Origin of the sequence: Deinococcus sp. LM3 (assembly GCF_002017875.1) — a bacterium.
Classification (GTDB): Bacteria; Deinococcota; Deinococci; order Deinococcales; family Deinococcaceae; genus Deinococcus.
The window spans coordinates 617912-634109 of record NZ_MUFV01000001.1; the positions used below are offsets into that span (position 1 = coordinate 617912).

12 protein-coding genes are annotated in these 16198 nt (G+C 69.8%); 6 read left to right on the forward strand and 6 right to left on the reverse strand.

Annotation, left to right across the window (positions count from 1 at the left end; all coding sequences use genetic code 11):
- Positions 1 to 71: 71 nt before the first annotated feature.
- Positions 72 to 1823 (reverse strand): ABC transporter substrate-binding protein, encoded by a 1752-nt coding sequence (locus tag BXU09_RS02870; RefSeq protein ID WP_078300482.1) that lies wholly within the window; start codon positions 1821 to 1823, stop codon positions 72 to 74.
- Between the two features lie 336 nt (positions 1824 to 2159).
- Here BXU09_RS02870 and hslO point away from each other — a divergent pair, with 336 nt between their 5' ends.
- Together hslO and BXU09_RS02880 are read left to right on the forward strand one after the other, a co-directional pair.
- The gene (gene hslO, locus BXU09_RS02875; protein ID WP_078300483.1) at positions 2160 to 3068 is read left to right on the forward strand and encodes an Hsp33 family molecular chaperone HslO; all 909 of its coding nucleotides are present in this window, start codon (positions 2160 to 2162) and stop codon (positions 3066 to 3068) included.
- Positions 3069 to 3113: 45 nt separating this feature from the next.
- Positions 3114 to 4556: a lasso peptide biosynthesis B2 protein gene (locus tag BXU09_RS02880; protein ID WP_078300485.1), complete on the forward strand. Its 1443-nt coding sequence runs from the start codon at positions 3114 to 3116 to the stop codon at positions 4554 to 4556.
- Here the strand turns inward: BXU09_RS02880 and BXU09_RS02885 are convergent.
- Complete coding sequence (locus tag BXU09_RS02885; RefSeq protein WP_078300486.1) at positions 4465 to 5400, reverse strand: hypothetical protein; 936 nt, start codon at positions 5398 to 5400, stop codon at positions 4465 to 4467. The two genes, BXU09_RS02880 and BXU09_RS02885, sit on opposite strands and share 92 nt — an antisense overlap.
- Positions 5401 to 5403: 3 nt before the next feature.
- Positions 5404 to 5655 carry a PqqD family protein gene (locus BXU09_RS02890; protein WP_078300488.1) on the reverse strand — a complete coding sequence of 84 codons (252 nt, stop codon included), beginning with the start codon at positions 5653 to 5655 and terminating at the stop codon, positions 5404 to 5406.
- A 429-nt stretch (positions 5656 to 6084) separates the two neighbouring features.
- On the opposite strand from BXU09_RS02890, the gene BXU09_RS02895 reads away from it, so the two are divergent.
- Positions 6085 to 9543 (forward strand): ExeM/NucH family extracellular endonuclease, encoded by a 3459-nt coding sequence (locus tag BXU09_RS02895; RefSeq protein WP_240500970.1) that lies wholly within the window; start codon positions 6085 to 6087, stop codon positions 9541 to 9543.
- A gap of 37 nt (positions 9544 to 9580) precedes the next feature.
- On the opposite strand, the gene BXU09_RS02900 is transcribed toward BXU09_RS02895, so the two are convergent.
- A complete protein-coding gene (locus BXU09_RS02900; protein ID WP_144011950.1) occupies positions 9581 to 10594 on the reverse strand; it encodes a hypothetical protein in 1014 nt (337 codons plus the stop codon).
- A 62-nt stretch (positions 10595 to 10656) separates the two neighbouring features.
- Between BXU09_RS02900 and BXU09_RS02905 the strand changes: the two genes are divergently transcribed.
- From BXU09_RS02905 to BXU09_RS02915, 3 genes are read left to right on the forward strand one after another with little or no spacing between them, the layout of a single operon-like run.
- A complete protein-coding gene (locus BXU09_RS02905) occupies positions 10657 to 11922 on the forward strand; it encodes a trypsin-like peptidase domain-containing protein (protein WP_078300491.1) in 1266 nt (421 codons plus the stop codon).
- Positions 11903 to 13021 (forward strand): CCA tRNA nucleotidyltransferase, encoded by a 1119-nt coding sequence (locus BXU09_RS02910; RefSeq protein ID WP_078300493.1) that lies wholly within the window; start codon positions 11903 to 11905, stop codon positions 13019 to 13021. Before BXU09_RS02905 ends, BXU09_RS02910 begins: the two co-directional genes overlap by 20 nt.
- A gap of 24 nt (positions 13022 to 13045) precedes the next feature.
- Positions 13046 to 13657, forward strand: a complete 612-nt coding sequence (locus tag BXU09_RS02915; protein ID WP_078300495.1) for a site-2 protease family protein — start codon at positions 13046 to 13048, stop codon at positions 13655 to 13657.
- Positions 13658 to 13872: 215 nt separating this feature from the next.
- Here BXU09_RS02915 and BXU09_RS02920 read toward each other — a convergent pair whose 3' ends face one another.
- Both BXU09_RS02920 and guaB read right to left on the reverse strand, forming a co-directional pair.
- Positions 13873 to 14514 (reverse strand): hemolysin III family protein, encoded by a 642-nt coding sequence (locus BXU09_RS02920; RefSeq protein ID WP_078300496.1) that lies wholly within the window; start codon positions 14512 to 14514, stop codon positions 13873 to 13875.
- Between the two features lie 133 nt (positions 14515 to 14647).
- A complete protein-coding gene (gene guaB, locus BXU09_RS02925; protein WP_078300498.1) occupies positions 14648 to 16150 on the reverse strand; it encodes an IMP dehydrogenase in 1503 nt (500 codons plus the stop codon).
- Positions 16151 to 16198: the final 48 nt, after the last annotated feature.

Sequence of the window (16198 nt, forward strand, 5' to 3'; positions counted from 1 at the left end):
CGGCGGCGGGCCGCCCCCCCGCAGGAGAGGACGGCCCGGTCTGTCCGGACATGCCGGGGGGAGACTGACGCTCAGCTCTTGCTGAGGTTCTTCCAGTAGGTGCCGGCCCGGAAGGCGTTCATGGGGTTGAAGGTGGCCTCACCCACGCCGCTGATGTTGTCGCGGTACGTGAACACGGTCGGGGAGGCGGGCATGACCACGTAGTACGCCTGATCCTGGGCGCGCCTGGCGATCTGCGCGTACAGTTCGTCACGCTTGGCCTGATCGGTGGTGCTGCGGGCCTCGGTGATCAGGGCGTCCATCTCGGGGTCCTTGGCGTTCAGGCGCGGGCCGTAGTAGCCGGTGCTGGCGTAGAAGGTCGTGACGAAGTTGTCCGGGTCGGCGTAGTCCGGCGCCCACGCCGAGAGGATCATGGCTTCCTTGGGCGCGTTGTCGGACTTGATCAGCTCGCTCCATTCCTTGGCGACGATGTTCACGCGGAATTTGGGGTTCAGGGCCTCGATGTTCTTCTTCAGCAGTTCCATGGCGGTCTGCTGGGTCTGCGCGCCGGCGCGGTAGGAGATGCTGACCGTGAAGCCGTTCTCCCAGACCTGACCGCCCCAGGCACGCTGGAAGGCCGCGCGGGCGACTTCCGGGTTGAACTCGGGCGCCTCGAGGTTGGTGTCGTAGCCGGGGAAGGAGTCGGGCAGCAGGAAGTTACGGGCCGCGCCCTTGCCTTCCTGCACCTGCTCGATGTAAGTGGGCACGTCGAAGGCCGCCACGAAGCCGCGGCGCACGTCCACGTCGCTGAAGAAGTTCGCGGGGATGCCCTGGCCGTCCAGTTTGCCGCTGCCGAGCGCGCCGCCCTTGGCGATGTTCTGGTTCATGCTGAAGCCCGCCGCGACCGTGTTGGGCAGGTCGTCCAGCACGGCCACGCCGTCCTTGCCGGACAGCTGGCTGGAGATGATGGGGCGCCCGCCCTCCTCGATGAAGTCCGCGTCGCCCTTCAGGAACGCCTGGATCCGCGCGGCCTGCTCGGGGACCTTCTGGATGATCACGTTCTTGATGCTGGGCTTCTGCTCGCCCCAGTACCCGTCGAAGGCGGTGGCGGTGACGCTGGTGGCGTCCTTACCGACCAGTTTGTACGCGCCGGTGCCGCTGGGCTTCTGCGCCAGCGGGCTGCCCATCAGGTCCTGACCGACCGCTTCCTTCCAGGTGGCCTCGGTGCCGTCCCACTCGCCGATCTCGGTGGCGTGCTTGCTGTCCACGATGGCCTGGCCGACGTACGCCAGCTTGGCCAGGAAGGCCGGGTCGGTCTTCGGGAGTTTCAGGACCAGCACGTTACCGTCGCACTTGACGGCGTCCGTGATGCGCTGCCACGTGACGCTCTTGTCGTCGTTGGCGTTGGCGGGGGTGCCCAGCAGGCTCTCGCTGATGAACCAGTTGCCGCTGTCGGCGGTGTTCGTCACGAGGTTACGGCGCAGGGTGTACTCGGCGTCGGCGCAGGTGAAGTCGTTGCCGCTGTGGAACTTCACGCCTTCACGCAGCGTGAAACGGTACTCGGTGCCCGCGTCGTTCGCTTCCCACTCGGTGGCCAGCAGGGGCTCGAGTTCCGTCAGGCTGCTGCCCTTGTACCCGACCAGGGTCTCGTACAGGTTCTCGACGACCTGACCGCTGGCCGTGTCGTAGGTGGTGCCCGGGTCCAGGGTGGGGATGTCGGCGGATTCCTGGATGACCAGGGTGCTGCCGGCGCCGTCACTGGCGTTTCCTTCGTTGTTGCAGGCGGCCAGGGTCATGGCGAGGGTGGTAAACGCCACGGCTCCGAAGATCTTGTTACGCTTCATCTGTCTCTCCTTACGTTCACGCCGGCTCAGGGCGTACGTGTTCGGCTCGCGCCCCCGGATGCGGGCGCGGTGGTGTCTGGACCGGGGGGTTCCCCCTTCACCGGACCGGCCTGCTTCAGCCCTGTCCGCTGGCGCGTATACGCATGGCAGATCGTCACGGGTTCTCATCCTAGAGAGCCTCTGTGAGAGCTGCGGCCCAGAAGGCTGAAGGTACTGCAAACGAAACACGGGCGCTGTGCGAAACCGTTCCCTGTGGGGGAGCAACCTGTTACCGGCGCGGGCACGAATGAGAGGCCACCCACAGCGCCCCCACGGCCCGCCCGTTAAGGTGGCGGGATGACTGCTTCCACTCCCGCCTCCTACGTCCTGCGCGGCACCGCAGCCGGCGGCACCCTGCGGATCGTCGGCATGGACGCCACGCAGGTCGTCGAGGACGCCCGCGTTCGCCACCACCTCAGCAAGACCGCCACCGCCGCGCTGGGCCGCACCCTGACCGGCAGCGTGCTGCTCGCCACCGTACTCGGCAAACGCAGCGACAGCCGAGTCACCGTGCGCGTCGAGGGTGACGGCCCGGTCGGATTCATCGTCGCCGAGGGCAGCGTGGACGGCCGCGTGCGCGGCTACGTGCGCCAGCCCGACGCCGACCTGCCGCTGCGCGAACGGGACGGCAAACTCGACGTGAGCGGCATCGTCGGCACGCAGGGCGAACTGAGCGTCACCCGCCTGCTCGACAACGGCGAACCGTACACCGGCAGCGCCCACCTCGTCAGCGGCGAGATCGCCGAGGACATCAGCACCTACCTGGGCGTATCCGAACAGATCCCGAACGCTGTGCTGCTCGGCGTGTACGAGGAAGGCGGCCGCGTCGCGCACGCCGGCGGCCTGCTCATCCAGGCGATGCCCGGCGTGACCGACGAGACGCTCGGGAAACTCGAGGCGAACATCCGCGCCATGGGCCAGATCACCGACAACCTGCGCCGGGGCGGCCTGATGGAAGCCATCAACCGCGCCACCGACGGCCTGAACGTGCAACTCGCCGCCGAGGCGCAGGGCTCGCGCTTCGAGTGCCGCTGCTCCCGCGAGAAGGCCAGCGACTCCCTGAAATTCTTCGACGCGGCCGAACGCCAGGACATGATCGACGCCGGCGGGCAGGAAATCGTGTGCCACTGGTGCGGCGAACACTACCAGATCAGCCCCGACGAGATCGCCGCCCTCGACGCCACCGACGCCCACGCCCGCGCCTGAAGACCAGCCACCCGCCAAGGTCTGCCCGCTACACTCTGGGCACCCATGCCTGACCCCGCCCCGACCGGCCCGGCCGTTCCTGACCTGAGGGTTCTGGAAAGGGTTCTGCGGGGCGGGCTTCCCACGGCAGGCGATCTGCCTCACCTGCGCGCCGCCGGGCTGGACGGGGCCGTGCGCGCCCGCCTGCACCCGCAGGACCCGCTGCGGGGAGCGCTGCGGGCCGGCGCCCTGGCCCTCGGCGCCCGGCACGCCCTGATCCGCGCGGAACTGCGTGACCTGCTGAGCGCCTGGGAGGCGGAAGGTATTCCGTCGCTGCTGTTCAAGGGCTTCGCCCTGAGCGAATTCGTGTACGCAACCCGCACCGAACGATTCTACGGCGACGTGGACCTGCTGCTGCCGGGTGACCCCGTGATGGTGGCGCGCGCCGCGCACCTCGCCCTGGCACGCGGCTGGAGCAGCGACGGGCAGCACGCGCACCCGGACCGCTGGACGCACGAGACCATGCACCTGTTCAGTCCCGGTGGGCACGCGCGGCTGGACGTCCACCGCTGGCTGATTCCCGACTGGTACGCGGGCCGCCGCCGCAGCGTCCGCCTCACCCGGCAGGTCTGGGCGGCCGCCCGGCCGCACGACTGGGACGGCCTGAGTATCTGGCGGCCCCACCCGACGGACGAGCTGGTCGCGGCGCTCGCCGTCAGCCGCAGCTGGGGGGGCGACACCGGCGGCCTGAAACCCGCTGACCCGCTGGACCTGCCCCGCCTGCGGGAACAGCACGCCCTGACCGGCCCCGCCGGGGACGCGCAGCTGGCCGCCCGCGCCGCCGAACTGGGCGCCGCGCACACCTGGGCGGCCTTCGAGCGGCTGTGTGACCCCCGGCACCTGAGCCTGGATCCCGCCCGCACCAGGCCGGTCCTGGCCCGCGCGCTGCGCGGTGACGGCCTGAATCCGGTCTTGCGGCGCAACTGGCTTCGCGTCCAGCGGGCCGCGTTCCTGCTGCCGGGCGTGCCGCAGGCAGCGGCGGACGTGCTGGGCGCCATGACCGCCGTGCGGCGTGGCGGTGATCCGCGCGACCACCTGCGCCGCTGGACCCCACCCGGCCCGACCCGCCCGCTGGATCCCGCCCGCCTGGACCGCGCCGTCACGAACGCGCGGCTGATCACGCGCGCCCTGCATCCCCGCCAGAAACGCGCCGGGGTGTGCGTGCCGCGTGCATACGCCACGTACCGGGCGCTGCGACGCCTGGGTCACCCGGCCGTGTTCGTAAGCGGCGCGGCCCGGCACGGCACCCAGATCACAGGTCACGCCTGGGTCGAGGACAACCGGGGAACCATCGAGATCTACGGCGAGGACTTCAACCGGCAGGCTTTCCGGGTGCTGTTCACGTACCCGCCGCCCGTCACGGCGGGGCCGGGAGGGGCGAGCCCAGCAGTTCCGGAATCAGCGTCATCAGCTCCTGCCGGTCCGCCGGACGCCACGGGACCGTCCTGACCAGCCGCTGGGCCGCGCCACTCACCGCCTGCTGTCCCGACGTGCCCAACGGCACGCCGGTCGCCTGCCAGAACTCCCGCACCCGGTCGGCTGCCCCCAGCGGTCCCGGATGACCCAGGAGGAGTACGGCCGTCAGGGGCAGCGACACGGGCGGCACGGTCAGCGGCAGCAGCCGCTTGCCCCGCGCGTCCCGCCGAATGCCCGGCCCGTCCAGCAGCAGCTCCGGCGCAAAGCGCGCGAGGCTGTCGTCCAGGGCGCGCAGGGTGCGGTCCAGACCGGCCGCGCGGCCGTCCGGGCCGATCCAGGCGCGGTCCTCGGCCAGGACCGTCCAGCCGGCCGCCCGCAGGCGCAGACAGGCAGTCGTCTTGCCGGCCCCGCTGGGTCCCGTGATCGCCACCACGCCGCCGCGCCCGGCGATCAACGCAGCGTGCAGCGGCACCCAGCCGGCCGCCCGGTGCGCCTCAGTGAAGGCCAGCGCCCACAGGTCCTGCGCGGCACCCTGCGGCGCGCAGGTCAGGACGCTCAGATGCGCGCCCAGCTGCATGTGCAGGTGACCGCCGAGCCACAGCTCATCCCCGAGCACCTGCACCGGCGCCGCGCCGTCCGGCAGCGTCACCTCCCGCGTGACCACCCCGGCCGGCGCGGGAGGCAGCGTTCCCACGCGGATCTCGATGGTCCGCGCAGCCGTGTCTACCGGCCGGTCACTGGCCTGAACGCGGCCCAGACCCCAGTCGTGGTGCAGGGCGTCCTGCCAGGTGGACGGCACGCCGGGCGCGCAGACGACCAAGGCGTCCAGGCTGACCCAGTCGGCGCGCTGAATACCGGCCGGCGGCACTTCATTCACCCGTCACTCCGGCCGGATCAGGTCGCGGGCGGCCAGATCTTGCAGGACGGCGCGCACGTCCGACTGCGCCTGCGCGCCGTTCAGGTCGAAGGTGCGCCGCAGCAGCTCCGTCAGGGTCTCCTCGCTGGCCGGGAGGGCCTGCCACAGCAGTCGCCCGGCCGCGTTCAGGCTGAACATCTCGCTCCGGCCGGCGTGCATCAGGACCAGTTCATCGTCCAGATCGGTGACCAGCACATCCTCGTTTCCGCGCCACATGGCAGGCAGCGTAGCGCAGCGGCGCGCCGCCCGGCGCAGGTGACTCGGCGCCCTTGACGTCAACCGGCCGGGCGCGAGATTCTGCCAGAGAATTCTGAACAAACCATGACAGTCAGACCTTAAGGTACCCCCCGCTTCGCCTGCTGCCATGCGACTTCCCGTTCCACCCACACCGACAGACTCCCTTGTCTGAAGGGGCTGTCCGGCCGCGCCGACTTGCGTTCCGAATTCTTATCCAGGCATTACCCAGGAGCCCGAATGAACCATGTCCCACCGTCCAGTCCCCCCCCAGCCCCACCGGCCAGCAGGGCCCACCCCGCCACTACGAACCGCCGCGCGTTCAGGACCTCGGCGCGTGGCAGGCCGTCACCCTGATCGGCTCTGTCGGCTTCAACCGTTTCCCCGGCCTGCCGGGACAGGAGAACAACCGTGGCTCGTACTGAATCCCGCGCCCTGCTGCTCGCCGGCCTGCTCGCCCTGAGCGGCTGCGCCACCACCGGAACCCCCACCACCGCGCCGGCCCCCACGCCCAGCACGGCCCGTGTGCTTGGCCTGTACGAACTGAACGTGAACGGCCTGAACGGCCCGTCCGCCCAGGCCACCGTCCGTCCCGCCGGCAGCCTGAGCGCCCAGGCCACCGAGGTCACGGGCGGCCTGACCTTCACGCGGACGAACATGTCCAACGTCGTGGACGAGACGAACCGCGTGGTTCACATGACCGCCACCTTCACCGTCACGAACACAACCCAGACGCCCATCACGCTGCCCACCTACATTCCCGTGGACACCGATGGAACCGGCGGTACCAGCGGCGCCACCCCCTTCGGCGAGGTCCGCACCCGCACCGGCGCGCCCGTCAGCGCGACCGGCATGCAGGTCGAAGTCGCCCACCACGTCTCGGGCGGCACCATCCAGGCCGACCCGAACGCCACGCCCCTGCGCAGCGGCCTGGATACCGGCGGCCTGCAGGTCACCACGCCCGCCGGGCAGAGCGTCGCGGGCCTCAGCCACCAGGGCTGGGAAGGCGGCGCGCTCGCTCCCGGCACGTCCCAGACGATCACGTTCGCCGCGCGCGTTCCCCTTCAGGGCACCCAGATCAGCGACGCCGACCCCTTCGCGTTCAAACTGGTGTTCGCCGTGGCCGACACGCCTGGACAGGTCGCCCTGACCAACGTCGCCAGCGTGCAGGGCACCACGCCCAGCGGGGACGCCGCCAGCCCCCTCAGCGGCCAGAGCGTGACGGTCGAGGGCGTGGTGACGTCCGTTCACCCGTCAAGTGACATAGACTCGCTGAAAGGCTTCTTCCTGCAGGAAGAAGGCATCGACGCGGACGGCGACGCCACCACCAGTGACGGCGTGTTCGTGTTCTGCGACACCAGCTGCTCCACGGTGAAGGTGGGTGACCGGGTGCGCGTCGGCGCCACCGTCACGGAATACAGGAGCACCTACACGTATCCACCCTCCGGCAACAATCCGGCGGTGACCGTGACGGCTCCCCTCACGACCACGCGGCTCACCGCGCCGACCGTGACGACGCTCAGCTCGGGCGTTCCCCTCCCCGAGGCGGCCAGTATCGCCCCCAACCTGCCCGTCTCACAGCGCGAGCGGTTTGAAGGCATGCTCGTCACCACAACCGGCACCGTCACCAGCAATTTCACGCTTGGCCGCTTCGGGAATGTGGATCTCTCCGCCAGCCGCATCACGAACTACACGCAGACCAACGCGCCCAGCGTTTCCGGGTACAGCGCCTATGCCAGCGACCTGCCCAACCAGACACTGCGCATCGATAACTCCAGTCTCCAGCAGAATCCCGATCCGATCTATGGCCTGAACGGCCAGCCACTCTCGGCAGGCAACTCCCTGCGAGGCGGTGACCGCGGCACAGCCACCGGCGTCCTGCACTACGAACACGACGGTTTCGGCAACCGCAGCGGCAGCAACTTCATGTACCGCGTCATGACCACCAGCGCTCAGTTCGACCCGGTCAACCCGCGCCAGAGCGCCCCGGAAGCCGTGGGCAACACCAACCTGCGCGTCGGCGCGATGAACGTCCTGAACTACTTCACGACGCTGGTGAACAGCAACACCACGTTGCCCAGCAACACTCCATGCACGCCCAATGGCGTGGGCAGCGCAGCCCGCGGCGCGAACAACTGCGAGGAGTTCCTGCGTCAGCAGGACAAGATCGTGGCGGCCATCAGCGGCCTGAACGCCGACGTGCTGAACCTGATGGAAATCCAGAACGACTTCGAAAAGGGCAGCAACAGCTCCGTGGCCCTGCTGGTGCAGAAGCTGAACGCGACCCTGGGGGCGGGCACGTACGCCTACGTGAACCCCGGCGCGAAGGTCGGTACGGACGCCATCAGCGTCGCCATGATCTACAAGCCGGCCGCCGTCACGCCGGTCGGGAACCTCGCGCTGCTCGACAACCGCTTCGATCCGAACTACACCGACACCTGCAACCGACCCAGCTGGGCGCAGACCTTCCAGAGCAACGCGAACGGCGGCCGCTTCACCGCCGTGGCCCTGCACCTCAAGAGCAAGGGCGGCTCCTGCTCCGGACTGGCTGATGCCGATACCGGCGACGGTCAGGGGAACGGCTACAGGGCCCGCGAGAACGCCGCCAACGCCCTGGTGAACTGGCTGGCGACCGACCCCACGGGCACCGGTGAGTCCGACATCCTCCTGATGGGCGACTACAACGCCTACGCCATGGAAAAACCGCTCTCCATCCTGGCGACGGCCGGTTACACCAACCTGTTCAGCAACAGCAGCTACTCATACCAGTTCGATGGTCAGTGGGGCAGCCTTGACCACGCCACCGGCAGCGCCAGCCTCGCCGCGCAGGTCACCGGGAAGACCAAGTGGCACATCAACGCCGACGAACCCACCGCACTGGACTACAACACTGAATTCAAGAGCGCCGGACAGAAGGCCAGCCTCTACGCCGCCGACGCCTTCCGCAGCAGCGACCACGACCCCCTGCTGATCGGCCTGAACCTGACCGCCCAGACGCCCCTCACCCCCCCCGCCCCGACCAGCAGCGTCAGCCTCTCCCCGGCGACCGCCAGCGTGAACGTCGTGGCGGGCCAGAGCACCACGAACACCATCAACGTCAATCGCAGCAACTACACCGGCAGCGTGAACCTCGCCACCAGCGTCAGCGGCAGCGGCACCGCCCCTACCCTCACCGTGACCACGCAGCCCGGCACCGGCAACAGCGGCGCCCTGACCATCGACGCGACCAGCGCCACCGCCGGCACCTACACCGTCACCGTGACCGGCAGCGGCACCGGCATCAGCAACGCGACCACCACCTTCACGGTGACCGTCACGACAGCGCCCCCCGTCACAGGGGCAGGCACGCCCTGGATCAATGAGTTCAGCTACGACTCCACGGCCGGTAGCGACCTAGGAGACGAGTACGTGGAGGTCATCGTGCCCAGCGGCGTGGACGTCAACACCCTGAGCCTGGTGCTGTACAACGGCAGCGGTGGAGCCGTCTACCGCACTGACGCATTCGTCAACAATGTGACGGCCAACACTACTGTTACAGCCACACCCCTGACTGGTGGCTACACGTCTTACCTGTTCAATTTCGGCGGAAGTGGCAACAACTTCCAGAACGGCGCACCTGATGGCATGGCACTGTGCAGCTCGACTGCCGGACTAATTCAGTTCCTGAGTTACGAGGGAACGTTCACGGGCGTGGGCGGTTGTGCGGCTGGCATCCTTAGCACTGATGTCATCGTCTCGCAGGCCACACAGTCAACTCCGGGGCTGTCCATGCAGCTGACTGGTAGTGGCAATAAATACAGCGACTTCACCTGGGTTGCGCCCGCTGCGAACACCAAGAGTGCTGTGAATACCGGTCAGACCCTCAACTGAATTCACGCTTCTCGCCGCCCCTCCGGGGGCGGTTTTGTCATTCCAGCCCGGTCAGCCAGGGGTGGTCCGGTCGGGTGAGGGTCAGGGCGCCGCGCAGCCACGCGCGGGCCGGTGCAGTCAGTGTTGGCTGGACGCGCTGGTAGTCCTGTTGGTCCTTGCCGCGTGGGGGGCGTGCCGCGCTGCCGGCCTTGAACAGCAGGACGGCTTCGGGCGCGAGGTACGGCAGGCCGTCTGGGCTGACCTTCCGGGCGCGCTCCAGCGGCAGCGTGATGCGGGGGTCGCGGCGGTAGTGCCAGAGGCCGCCGCTCAGGTCGCTGAGCATCAGGTCGAGCATCAGCACGCCGCTCAGGTCGGGGTGCCGGGCGTGAATCTGGAAGTGGGGCGGGTCGAGGGGGGCCGCGTAAGGCCGGTAGGTGCCGTGGATGGACGCGTCGAGTCGCCAGCCGCGCAGCAGGTCGGGCAGGCGGGCCTGGGTTTCGCGGGGCAGGATCACGTCGAGGTCGTCGTGAGAGCGGGCGGTCACGCCCAGGTGCAGGTCGAGGGCGACTCCGGCGGCGATCATCCACGGGGCGTCCAGCGGGGCCAGCAGGTGGGCGACCTGCCGGGCGGGGGTCAGGCCGACGGTGCGGGCGTGGTGGGCCAGCGCGGCGGGGCGCAGGGCGTGGTCGGCGTGGTCGCGGCCTCCGGCGGTGAAGGCGGCGCGGTAGGCGCGGGCGGCGTGGGGGTCGTGGCGCAGCACGCCTTGCAGCGCGGCCTGTTCGGCGCGCCAGCCGCTGCCGTGGTCGCTGATGATCAGTCGCCAGCCGCCGGGGTGCGTCCAGGTGCGTTCGTCGTGGGGCTGGTAGCCGAGGCGGCTCAGGGCGGCGCGCTGCTCCTGGGTGGGCGGGTCGGGCAGCAGGTCCAGGTGCAGTTCCGGGGTGTCCAGGTCGGCCAGGGTGGGAACGCTGCCGGGGCCGCCGGTCTGGACGTGAACGACGCCGTCCGGGCGGTGGCCGCCCAGGAAGTCGCCCAGGTGCGTGCGGAGGTCCTGCATGGCGCGCTCGGGGTTCATGCATGAAGCACACCACAGCGCGTCCCCACCCGGCATCCGCCCCTTGGCGGATAATGCCTTTCATGAAGGGTCGTGGCGTGGGGATCGTGCTGGTGCTGGTGGGACTGGGTCTGGGGGCGACGCTGCTGCGCGATCAGGTGCCGGTGGGTGGGGCGCAGGCTCCGGCCGTGAGTGGCGCGGCGGCCGATCCGGTCGCGGCGGAGGCGGGCGCGCGCCTCCAGAACGAGCAGAACACCATTGACGTGGTGGGGCGTTTCGAGCCGGGGCTGGTGTTCATCAGCACCGAGAACGAGGTGATGGGCCAGGACCCGTTCGGGATGTTCGGTGGCAGCGAGGTGCAGCGCGGGCTGGGCAGCGGGTTCTTCGTGAACGACGCGGGGGACATCCTGACGAACTACCACGTGGTGGCCGGCGAGTCCGGCGGCGCGGCGCAGAAGATCAGCGTGCGGGTCATGGGGCAGGAGCAGAGCGTGGAGGCGCGCGTGATCGGGCTGGCCCCGCAGTACGATCTGGCCCTGATCCGCCCGGTGGACCTGGACGCCAAACTGATCCGGCCGATTCCGCTGGGAGACAGTGACACCCTGAAGGTGGGGCAGAAGGCCATTGCGATGGGCGCGCCGTTCGGGCTGGATTTCAGTGTGACCGAGGGCATCGTGAGCAGCACGGCGCGGCAGATTCCGATCGGGTTCTCGGGCAGCGGCGCGTCCGAGGGCATCACGCAGAAGGCGATCCAGACGGACGCGGCGATCAATCCGGGGAACAGCGGGGGGCCGCTGCTGGACAGCGGGGGGCGCGTGATCGGCATCAACACGCAGATCTACTCTCCGAGCGGGCAGGCGACCGGGGTGGGGCAGAGTGCCGGGGTGGGCTTCGCGATTCCGGTGAACACCGCGAAGAACCTGTTGCCGCGCCTGCAGGCGGCGAACGGGCAGGAGGTGCGCGCCCCGACGCTGGGTGTGGCGGCGGGGCTGCTGGTGCGCGGGCAGCAGCAGGTGCTGGCGGTGGGCCTGAGCGTGCTGTCGTCGGAGGGTAAACGGGAGCTGGGCCTGCCGGAGCGGGGGCTGGTGATCGGGGAGGTCACGCCGGGCACGCCGGCCGCGCGGGCGGGGTTGCAGGGTGGCACGCGCACCGAGGCGTTCCGGGGCGGCGCGATCCGCCTGGGCGGGGACGTGATCACGGCGGTGGACGGCGACCCGGTGGACGCGCTGGAAGACCTGCAGGCGGGCCTGATCGACCGCCGGGAGGGCGATACCGTGACGCTGACGGTCGTGCGGGGCGGGGAGTCGCGTGAGGTGAAGGTCACGCTGGATGAAACCTCGTTCCGCTGAGGGCGCAGCGCAGGCCGTCTGGGAGGCGCTGCGTCCGGAGGACCGGGCGTGGCTGCTGAGCGTGGCGGCGCAGGCGGATCCGGGCGGCGCGGCGCTGGTGGGCGGCGCGGTGCGCGACGCGCTGCTGGGCGTGACCCCGCTGGACCTAGACGTGGTGCTGCCGGACGCGGACATGGAGGCACTGGCGGGCGCGACGGGGTTGCCGTTCGTGTTCCACCCGGCGTTCGGGAACGCGACCGTGACCCTGCCGGACGGCCGCGCGGCGGATCTGGTGCGGGCACGGCGCGAGGTGTACCCGGTGCCGGGCGGGAATCCGCTGCCACAGCCGGGCTCGCTGACCGACGACCTGCGGAGGCGGGATTTCAGCCTGAACGCGCTGGCGCTGCACCTCTCCCCGGCTGGAGAGGGCACGCTGCTGGACGTGACGGGCGGCCTGGAGGACTTGCGGGCGCGGCAGCTACGGCCCCTGCACGGCGACTCGCTGCGCGAGGATGCCAGCCGACTGGTGCGCGGGGCGAGGCTGGCGGCGCGGCTGGGCCTGAGCGCCGCGCCGGAGTTACTGGCACAGGTGCCAGACGCTCTGGACATGGCCGGGCGCACCCCCCGGCTGTGGGCGGAACTGCGGCTGCTGCTGCACGAGCCCCGGCCGGGCCGCGCGGCAGGTGTGCTGCGCGGGTGGGGGGCAGGGGCGCTGCTGCCGGACACGGAGCTGCTGGACGCCCTGGACGCCCGGCGGGACGCAGGGGCGACCCTGCCCATGCACGCCTACGCGGCGGCGCTGCTGCACGCCGCGCCGGACCCGGAAGGGCTGGCAGAGCGCCTGAGCCTGGGCGACCGGCCGGGGGCGCTGCTGGGGCGCGCCCTGTCCGATACCCACTTCCCGGACGGCACGCCGGAACGCGAACTGCGCGCCCTGCTGCGCCCACACGCACACCAACCCCTGACCGGGAAGGACGTGCTGGCACTGGGCGTCCCGCCGGGCCGGGCGGTGGGTGAGGCGCTGGCCCATCTGGCTGGCCTGCGCCGCGCCGGGACGCTGGACAGCGCCGACGCCGAGCGCGCCGCCCTGAAAGCGTTCCTGGCGACGAAAGCCCGCTAGGTCCAGCCTCTAGAATGCCGGGGTATGGGTCTCATCTCTCTGCTGACCAGCAACCCGACCGCGTTCGTGATCATCGCGGCGGCGCTGGTCCTGTCCCTCGCCTTTCACGAGTTCGCGCACGCGTACACGGCAGACCGCCTGGGTGACCCGACGCCCCGCCGCTACGGGCGCGTGACCCTGAACCCCATCAAGCACCTCGATCCGTTCGGGACGCTGCTGATGCTGCTGGTGGGGTTCGGCTTCGCGCGGCCCGTGCCGATCAACCCGAACAACCTGGGCCGCTGGGGCACCATGTGGGTGTCGGCGGCCGGCCCTCTGAGCAACCTGCTGATCGCCGTGGTGTGCGCCGTGCTGCTGAAGGTGCTGCCGCTGACCAGCCTGACGTACACGATCCTGATGACGGTCCTGAGCATCAACGTGGTGCTGGCGGTGTTCAACCTGATTCCGATTCCGCTGCTGGACGGCAGCCGCATCCTGGGCGCGATCGTGCCGTCGCTGGGCCGCGCGCTGAATCAGTTCGAGGCGCAGCCGTTCAGCTTCCTGATCGTGATGGGCTTCATCCTGCTGTTCCAGGGGCAGATCGGCGGGATCATCCGCACGGTGCAGGCGTGGGTGATCGGGTTCATCGGCGTCTGACACGGACTCCGATTGAATGGCTTGCAAAGCCGTTCAATCCGAGCGGAGCGAGTGGGAGCAGAACGGGTTCCGGGCGTGGAGTTGGCAATCCGGTGGGCTTCCGGGTTGTCAACGAAACAGACGGAACCCGTATGATACGGACTCCACGCTGGCCGGGCCGGAGGGTGATTGCTCACCTCCGGCCCGGTTCTCTGTGTTGTGCCGGCGCAGGGTGTTCAGCGCAGGGTGAACATCATCACGACGTGCGCGGCGGTGCCGGCCAGCACGAACAGGTGCCAGATCTCGTGGAAGCCGAACACGCCGGGTCGGGGGTTCCAGCGTTTCGTGCCGTACACGACGGCCCCGATGGAGTACAGCACGCCGCCTGCCGCGAGCCAGAAGATGGCGGCGGCCGGGAGGTTGCGGGCCAGTTGTGGCAGGAACGCCACGGCCAGCCAGCCCATGCCGAGGTACAGGGCGGTGCTGATCCAGCGCGGGAGGCTCATGGTGACGAGTTTCAGGGTGATGCCGCTCAGGGCGATGCCCCAGATGAGCCACAGGACGGCGGCCTGCCAGGGTCCCTGAAGGCCGAAGTAAGCGACCGGGGTGTACGTGCCGGCGATCAGCAGGAAGATCCCGGCGTGGTCGAGTTTGCGGAGCCACAGCAGGCCGCGTTCGCTGGGGCTGAAGGAGTGGTAGCTGGCGCTGGCGGCGTACAGGGCGACCATGCTGACGCTGAACACCACGAACGGCCACAGGGTCAGGCCCCGGCTGTTCGCCCAGCTCAGCAGGGGCCCCAGCACGATCAGCGCGGCGAGCGCGCCGCCCCAGTGGGTCAGGGCGTTCACGGGTTCGCGGGGGGCGGTCAGGAAGCGCATGCCCCCACCCTACTCCCCGCCGCTGATGACAGTCTGTCAACTGGGACGGGGTGCAAGAGGTGCAAGGAGTGCAAGAAGAAGGGGCGCGGCAAGCCTTCGCCGCACCCCACCTCTTCCCCGTCCGGTGGGCCGCTCAGCGACCGCCGTAGTTGGGTGCTTCCTTGGTGATGGTCACGCCGTGCGGGTGGCTCTCCACCAGGCTGGCCCCGGTGATCCGCACGAACTGAGCCTCGTCGCGCAGCGTCTGGAGGTCCGGCGCGCCGCAGTAGCCCATCGAGCTTTTCAGGCCGCCCACGAACTGGTAGATGACCTCGCCCGCCGTGCCCTTGTACGCCACGATGCCCTCGATGCCCTCGGGCACGAACTTGCGGCTGCCGCTCTGGAAGTAGCGGTCGGCGCTGCCCTGGTCCATGGCGCCCATGCTGCCCATGCCCCGGTAGCTCTTGTAGCGGCGGCCGTCGCGCAGGATGCTCTCGCCGGGGCTCTCGTCGGTGCCGGCCAGCATGCTGCCCATCATGACCACGTTCGCGCCCGCCGCGATGGCCTTGGGCACGTCGCCGGTCTGCTTGATGCCGCCGTCCGCGATGATCGGAATCCCGGCTTCCATGGCGGCGGCGCTGGCCTCGAAGATCGCGGTGATCTGCGGGACGCCCACGCCGGTCACGACGCGGGTGGTGCAGATGCTGCCCGGCCCGATGCCGACCTTCACGGCGTCCGCGCCGGCCAGGATCAGGTCGCGGGTGCCGGCGCGCGTGGCGACGTTCCCGGCGATCACGTCCACGTCGAAGGCTTCCTTCACGCGGCTCAGGGCGTTCAGGATGCCCTGGCTGTGCCCGTGGGCGCTGTCGAGCACCAGCACGTCCACGCCGGCCTGCACGAGCGCCCCGGCGCGGTCCATCAGGTCGGCGCCCACACCGATGGCGGCCGCGACGCGCAGGCGGCCCAGGCTGTCCTTGGCGGCGCGCGGGTACTTCACGCGTTTGGTCAGGTCCTTGATGGTGATCAGGCCGCGCAGGGTGTGGTCGGCGTCCGTGACGAGCAGTTTCTCGATGCGGTGGCGCTTGAAGATCTCCTGCGCTTCTTCCAGGGTGGTCCCGACCGGCACGGTGATCAGGTTCTCGCGGGTCATGACGTCCGCGATGGGCGTGTGCATGTCCTCGATAAAGCGCATGTCGCGGTTGGTGATGATGCCCAGCAGTTTCCCGTTCGGGTCGGTGATGGGCACACCGCTGATGCGGTACTCGCCCATCAGGCGCTCGGCGTCCGCGACGGGCGCGTGCGGGGGCAGCGTGATGGGGTCCACGATCATGCCGCTCTCGGAGCGTTTGACCTTGCGGATCATCTCGGCCTGCGCGTCGATGGGCATGTTCTTGTGCACCACGCCGATACCGCCCTCGCGGGCCATGGCGACCGCCATGTTCGTCTCGGTGACGGTGTCCATGGCGGCCGACAGGAACGGGATGTTCAGCCGGACGCGGCGGGTCAGCTGCGCCTCGATGTTCACCTCGTGCGGCAGCACCTGCGAGTGCCGGGGTTGCAGCAGCACGTCATCGAAGGTGATGCCCTCCTGCGCGAACTTGTAGGCGAAACGGTCACTGCCCTGGGCAGCGGGGACGGGCGTGGCAGGCGCACTCATGCAGGCGAGTGTAAGCGCCCGGACGTGAACAGAAGGTAAGCGTGTCCA

Excerpts from the sequence above, each read along its gene's own strand:
- BXU09_RS02915 (WP_078300495.1), top strand. The coding sequence starts at position 13,046 with ATGGGTCTCATCTCTCTGCTGACCAGCAACCCGACCGCGTTCGTGATC.
- guaB (WP_078300498.1), bottom strand. The coding sequence starts at position 16,150 with ATGAGTGCGCCTGCCACGCCCGTCCCCGCTGCCCAGGGCAGTGACCGT.
- hslO (WP_078300483.1), top strand. The coding sequence starts at position 2,160 with ATGACTGCTTCCACTCCCGCCTCCTACGTCCTGCGCGGCACCGCAGCC.
- BXU09_RS02900 (WP_144011950.1), bottom strand. The coding sequence starts at position 10,594 with ATGAACCCCGAGCGCGCCATGCAGGACCTCCGCACGCACCTGGGCGAC.
- BXU09_RS02905 (WP_078300491.1), top strand. The coding sequence starts at position 10,657 with ATGAAGGGTCGTGGCGTGGGGATCGTGCTGGTGCTGGTGGGACTGGGT.
- BXU09_RS02920 (WP_078300496.1), bottom strand. The coding sequence starts at position 14,514 with ATGCGCTTCCTGACCGCCCCCCGCGAACCCGTGAACGCCCTGACCCAC.
- BXU09_RS02880 (WP_078300485.1), top strand. The coding sequence starts at position 3,114 with ATGCCTGACCCCGCCCCGACCGGCCCGGCCGTTCCTGACCTGAGGGTT.
- BXU09_RS02890 (WP_078300488.1), bottom strand. The coding sequence starts at position 5,655 with ATGTGGCGCGGAAACGAGGATGTGCTGGTCACCGATCTGGACGATGAA.
- BXU09_RS02870 (WP_078300482.1), bottom strand. The coding sequence starts at position 1,823 with ATGAAGCGTAACAAGATCTTCGGAGCCGTGGCGTTTACCACCCTCGCC.
- BXU09_RS02910 (WP_078300493.1), top strand. The coding sequence starts at position 11,903 with ATGAAACCTCGTTCCGCTGAGGGCGCAGCGCAGGCCGTCTGGGAGGCG.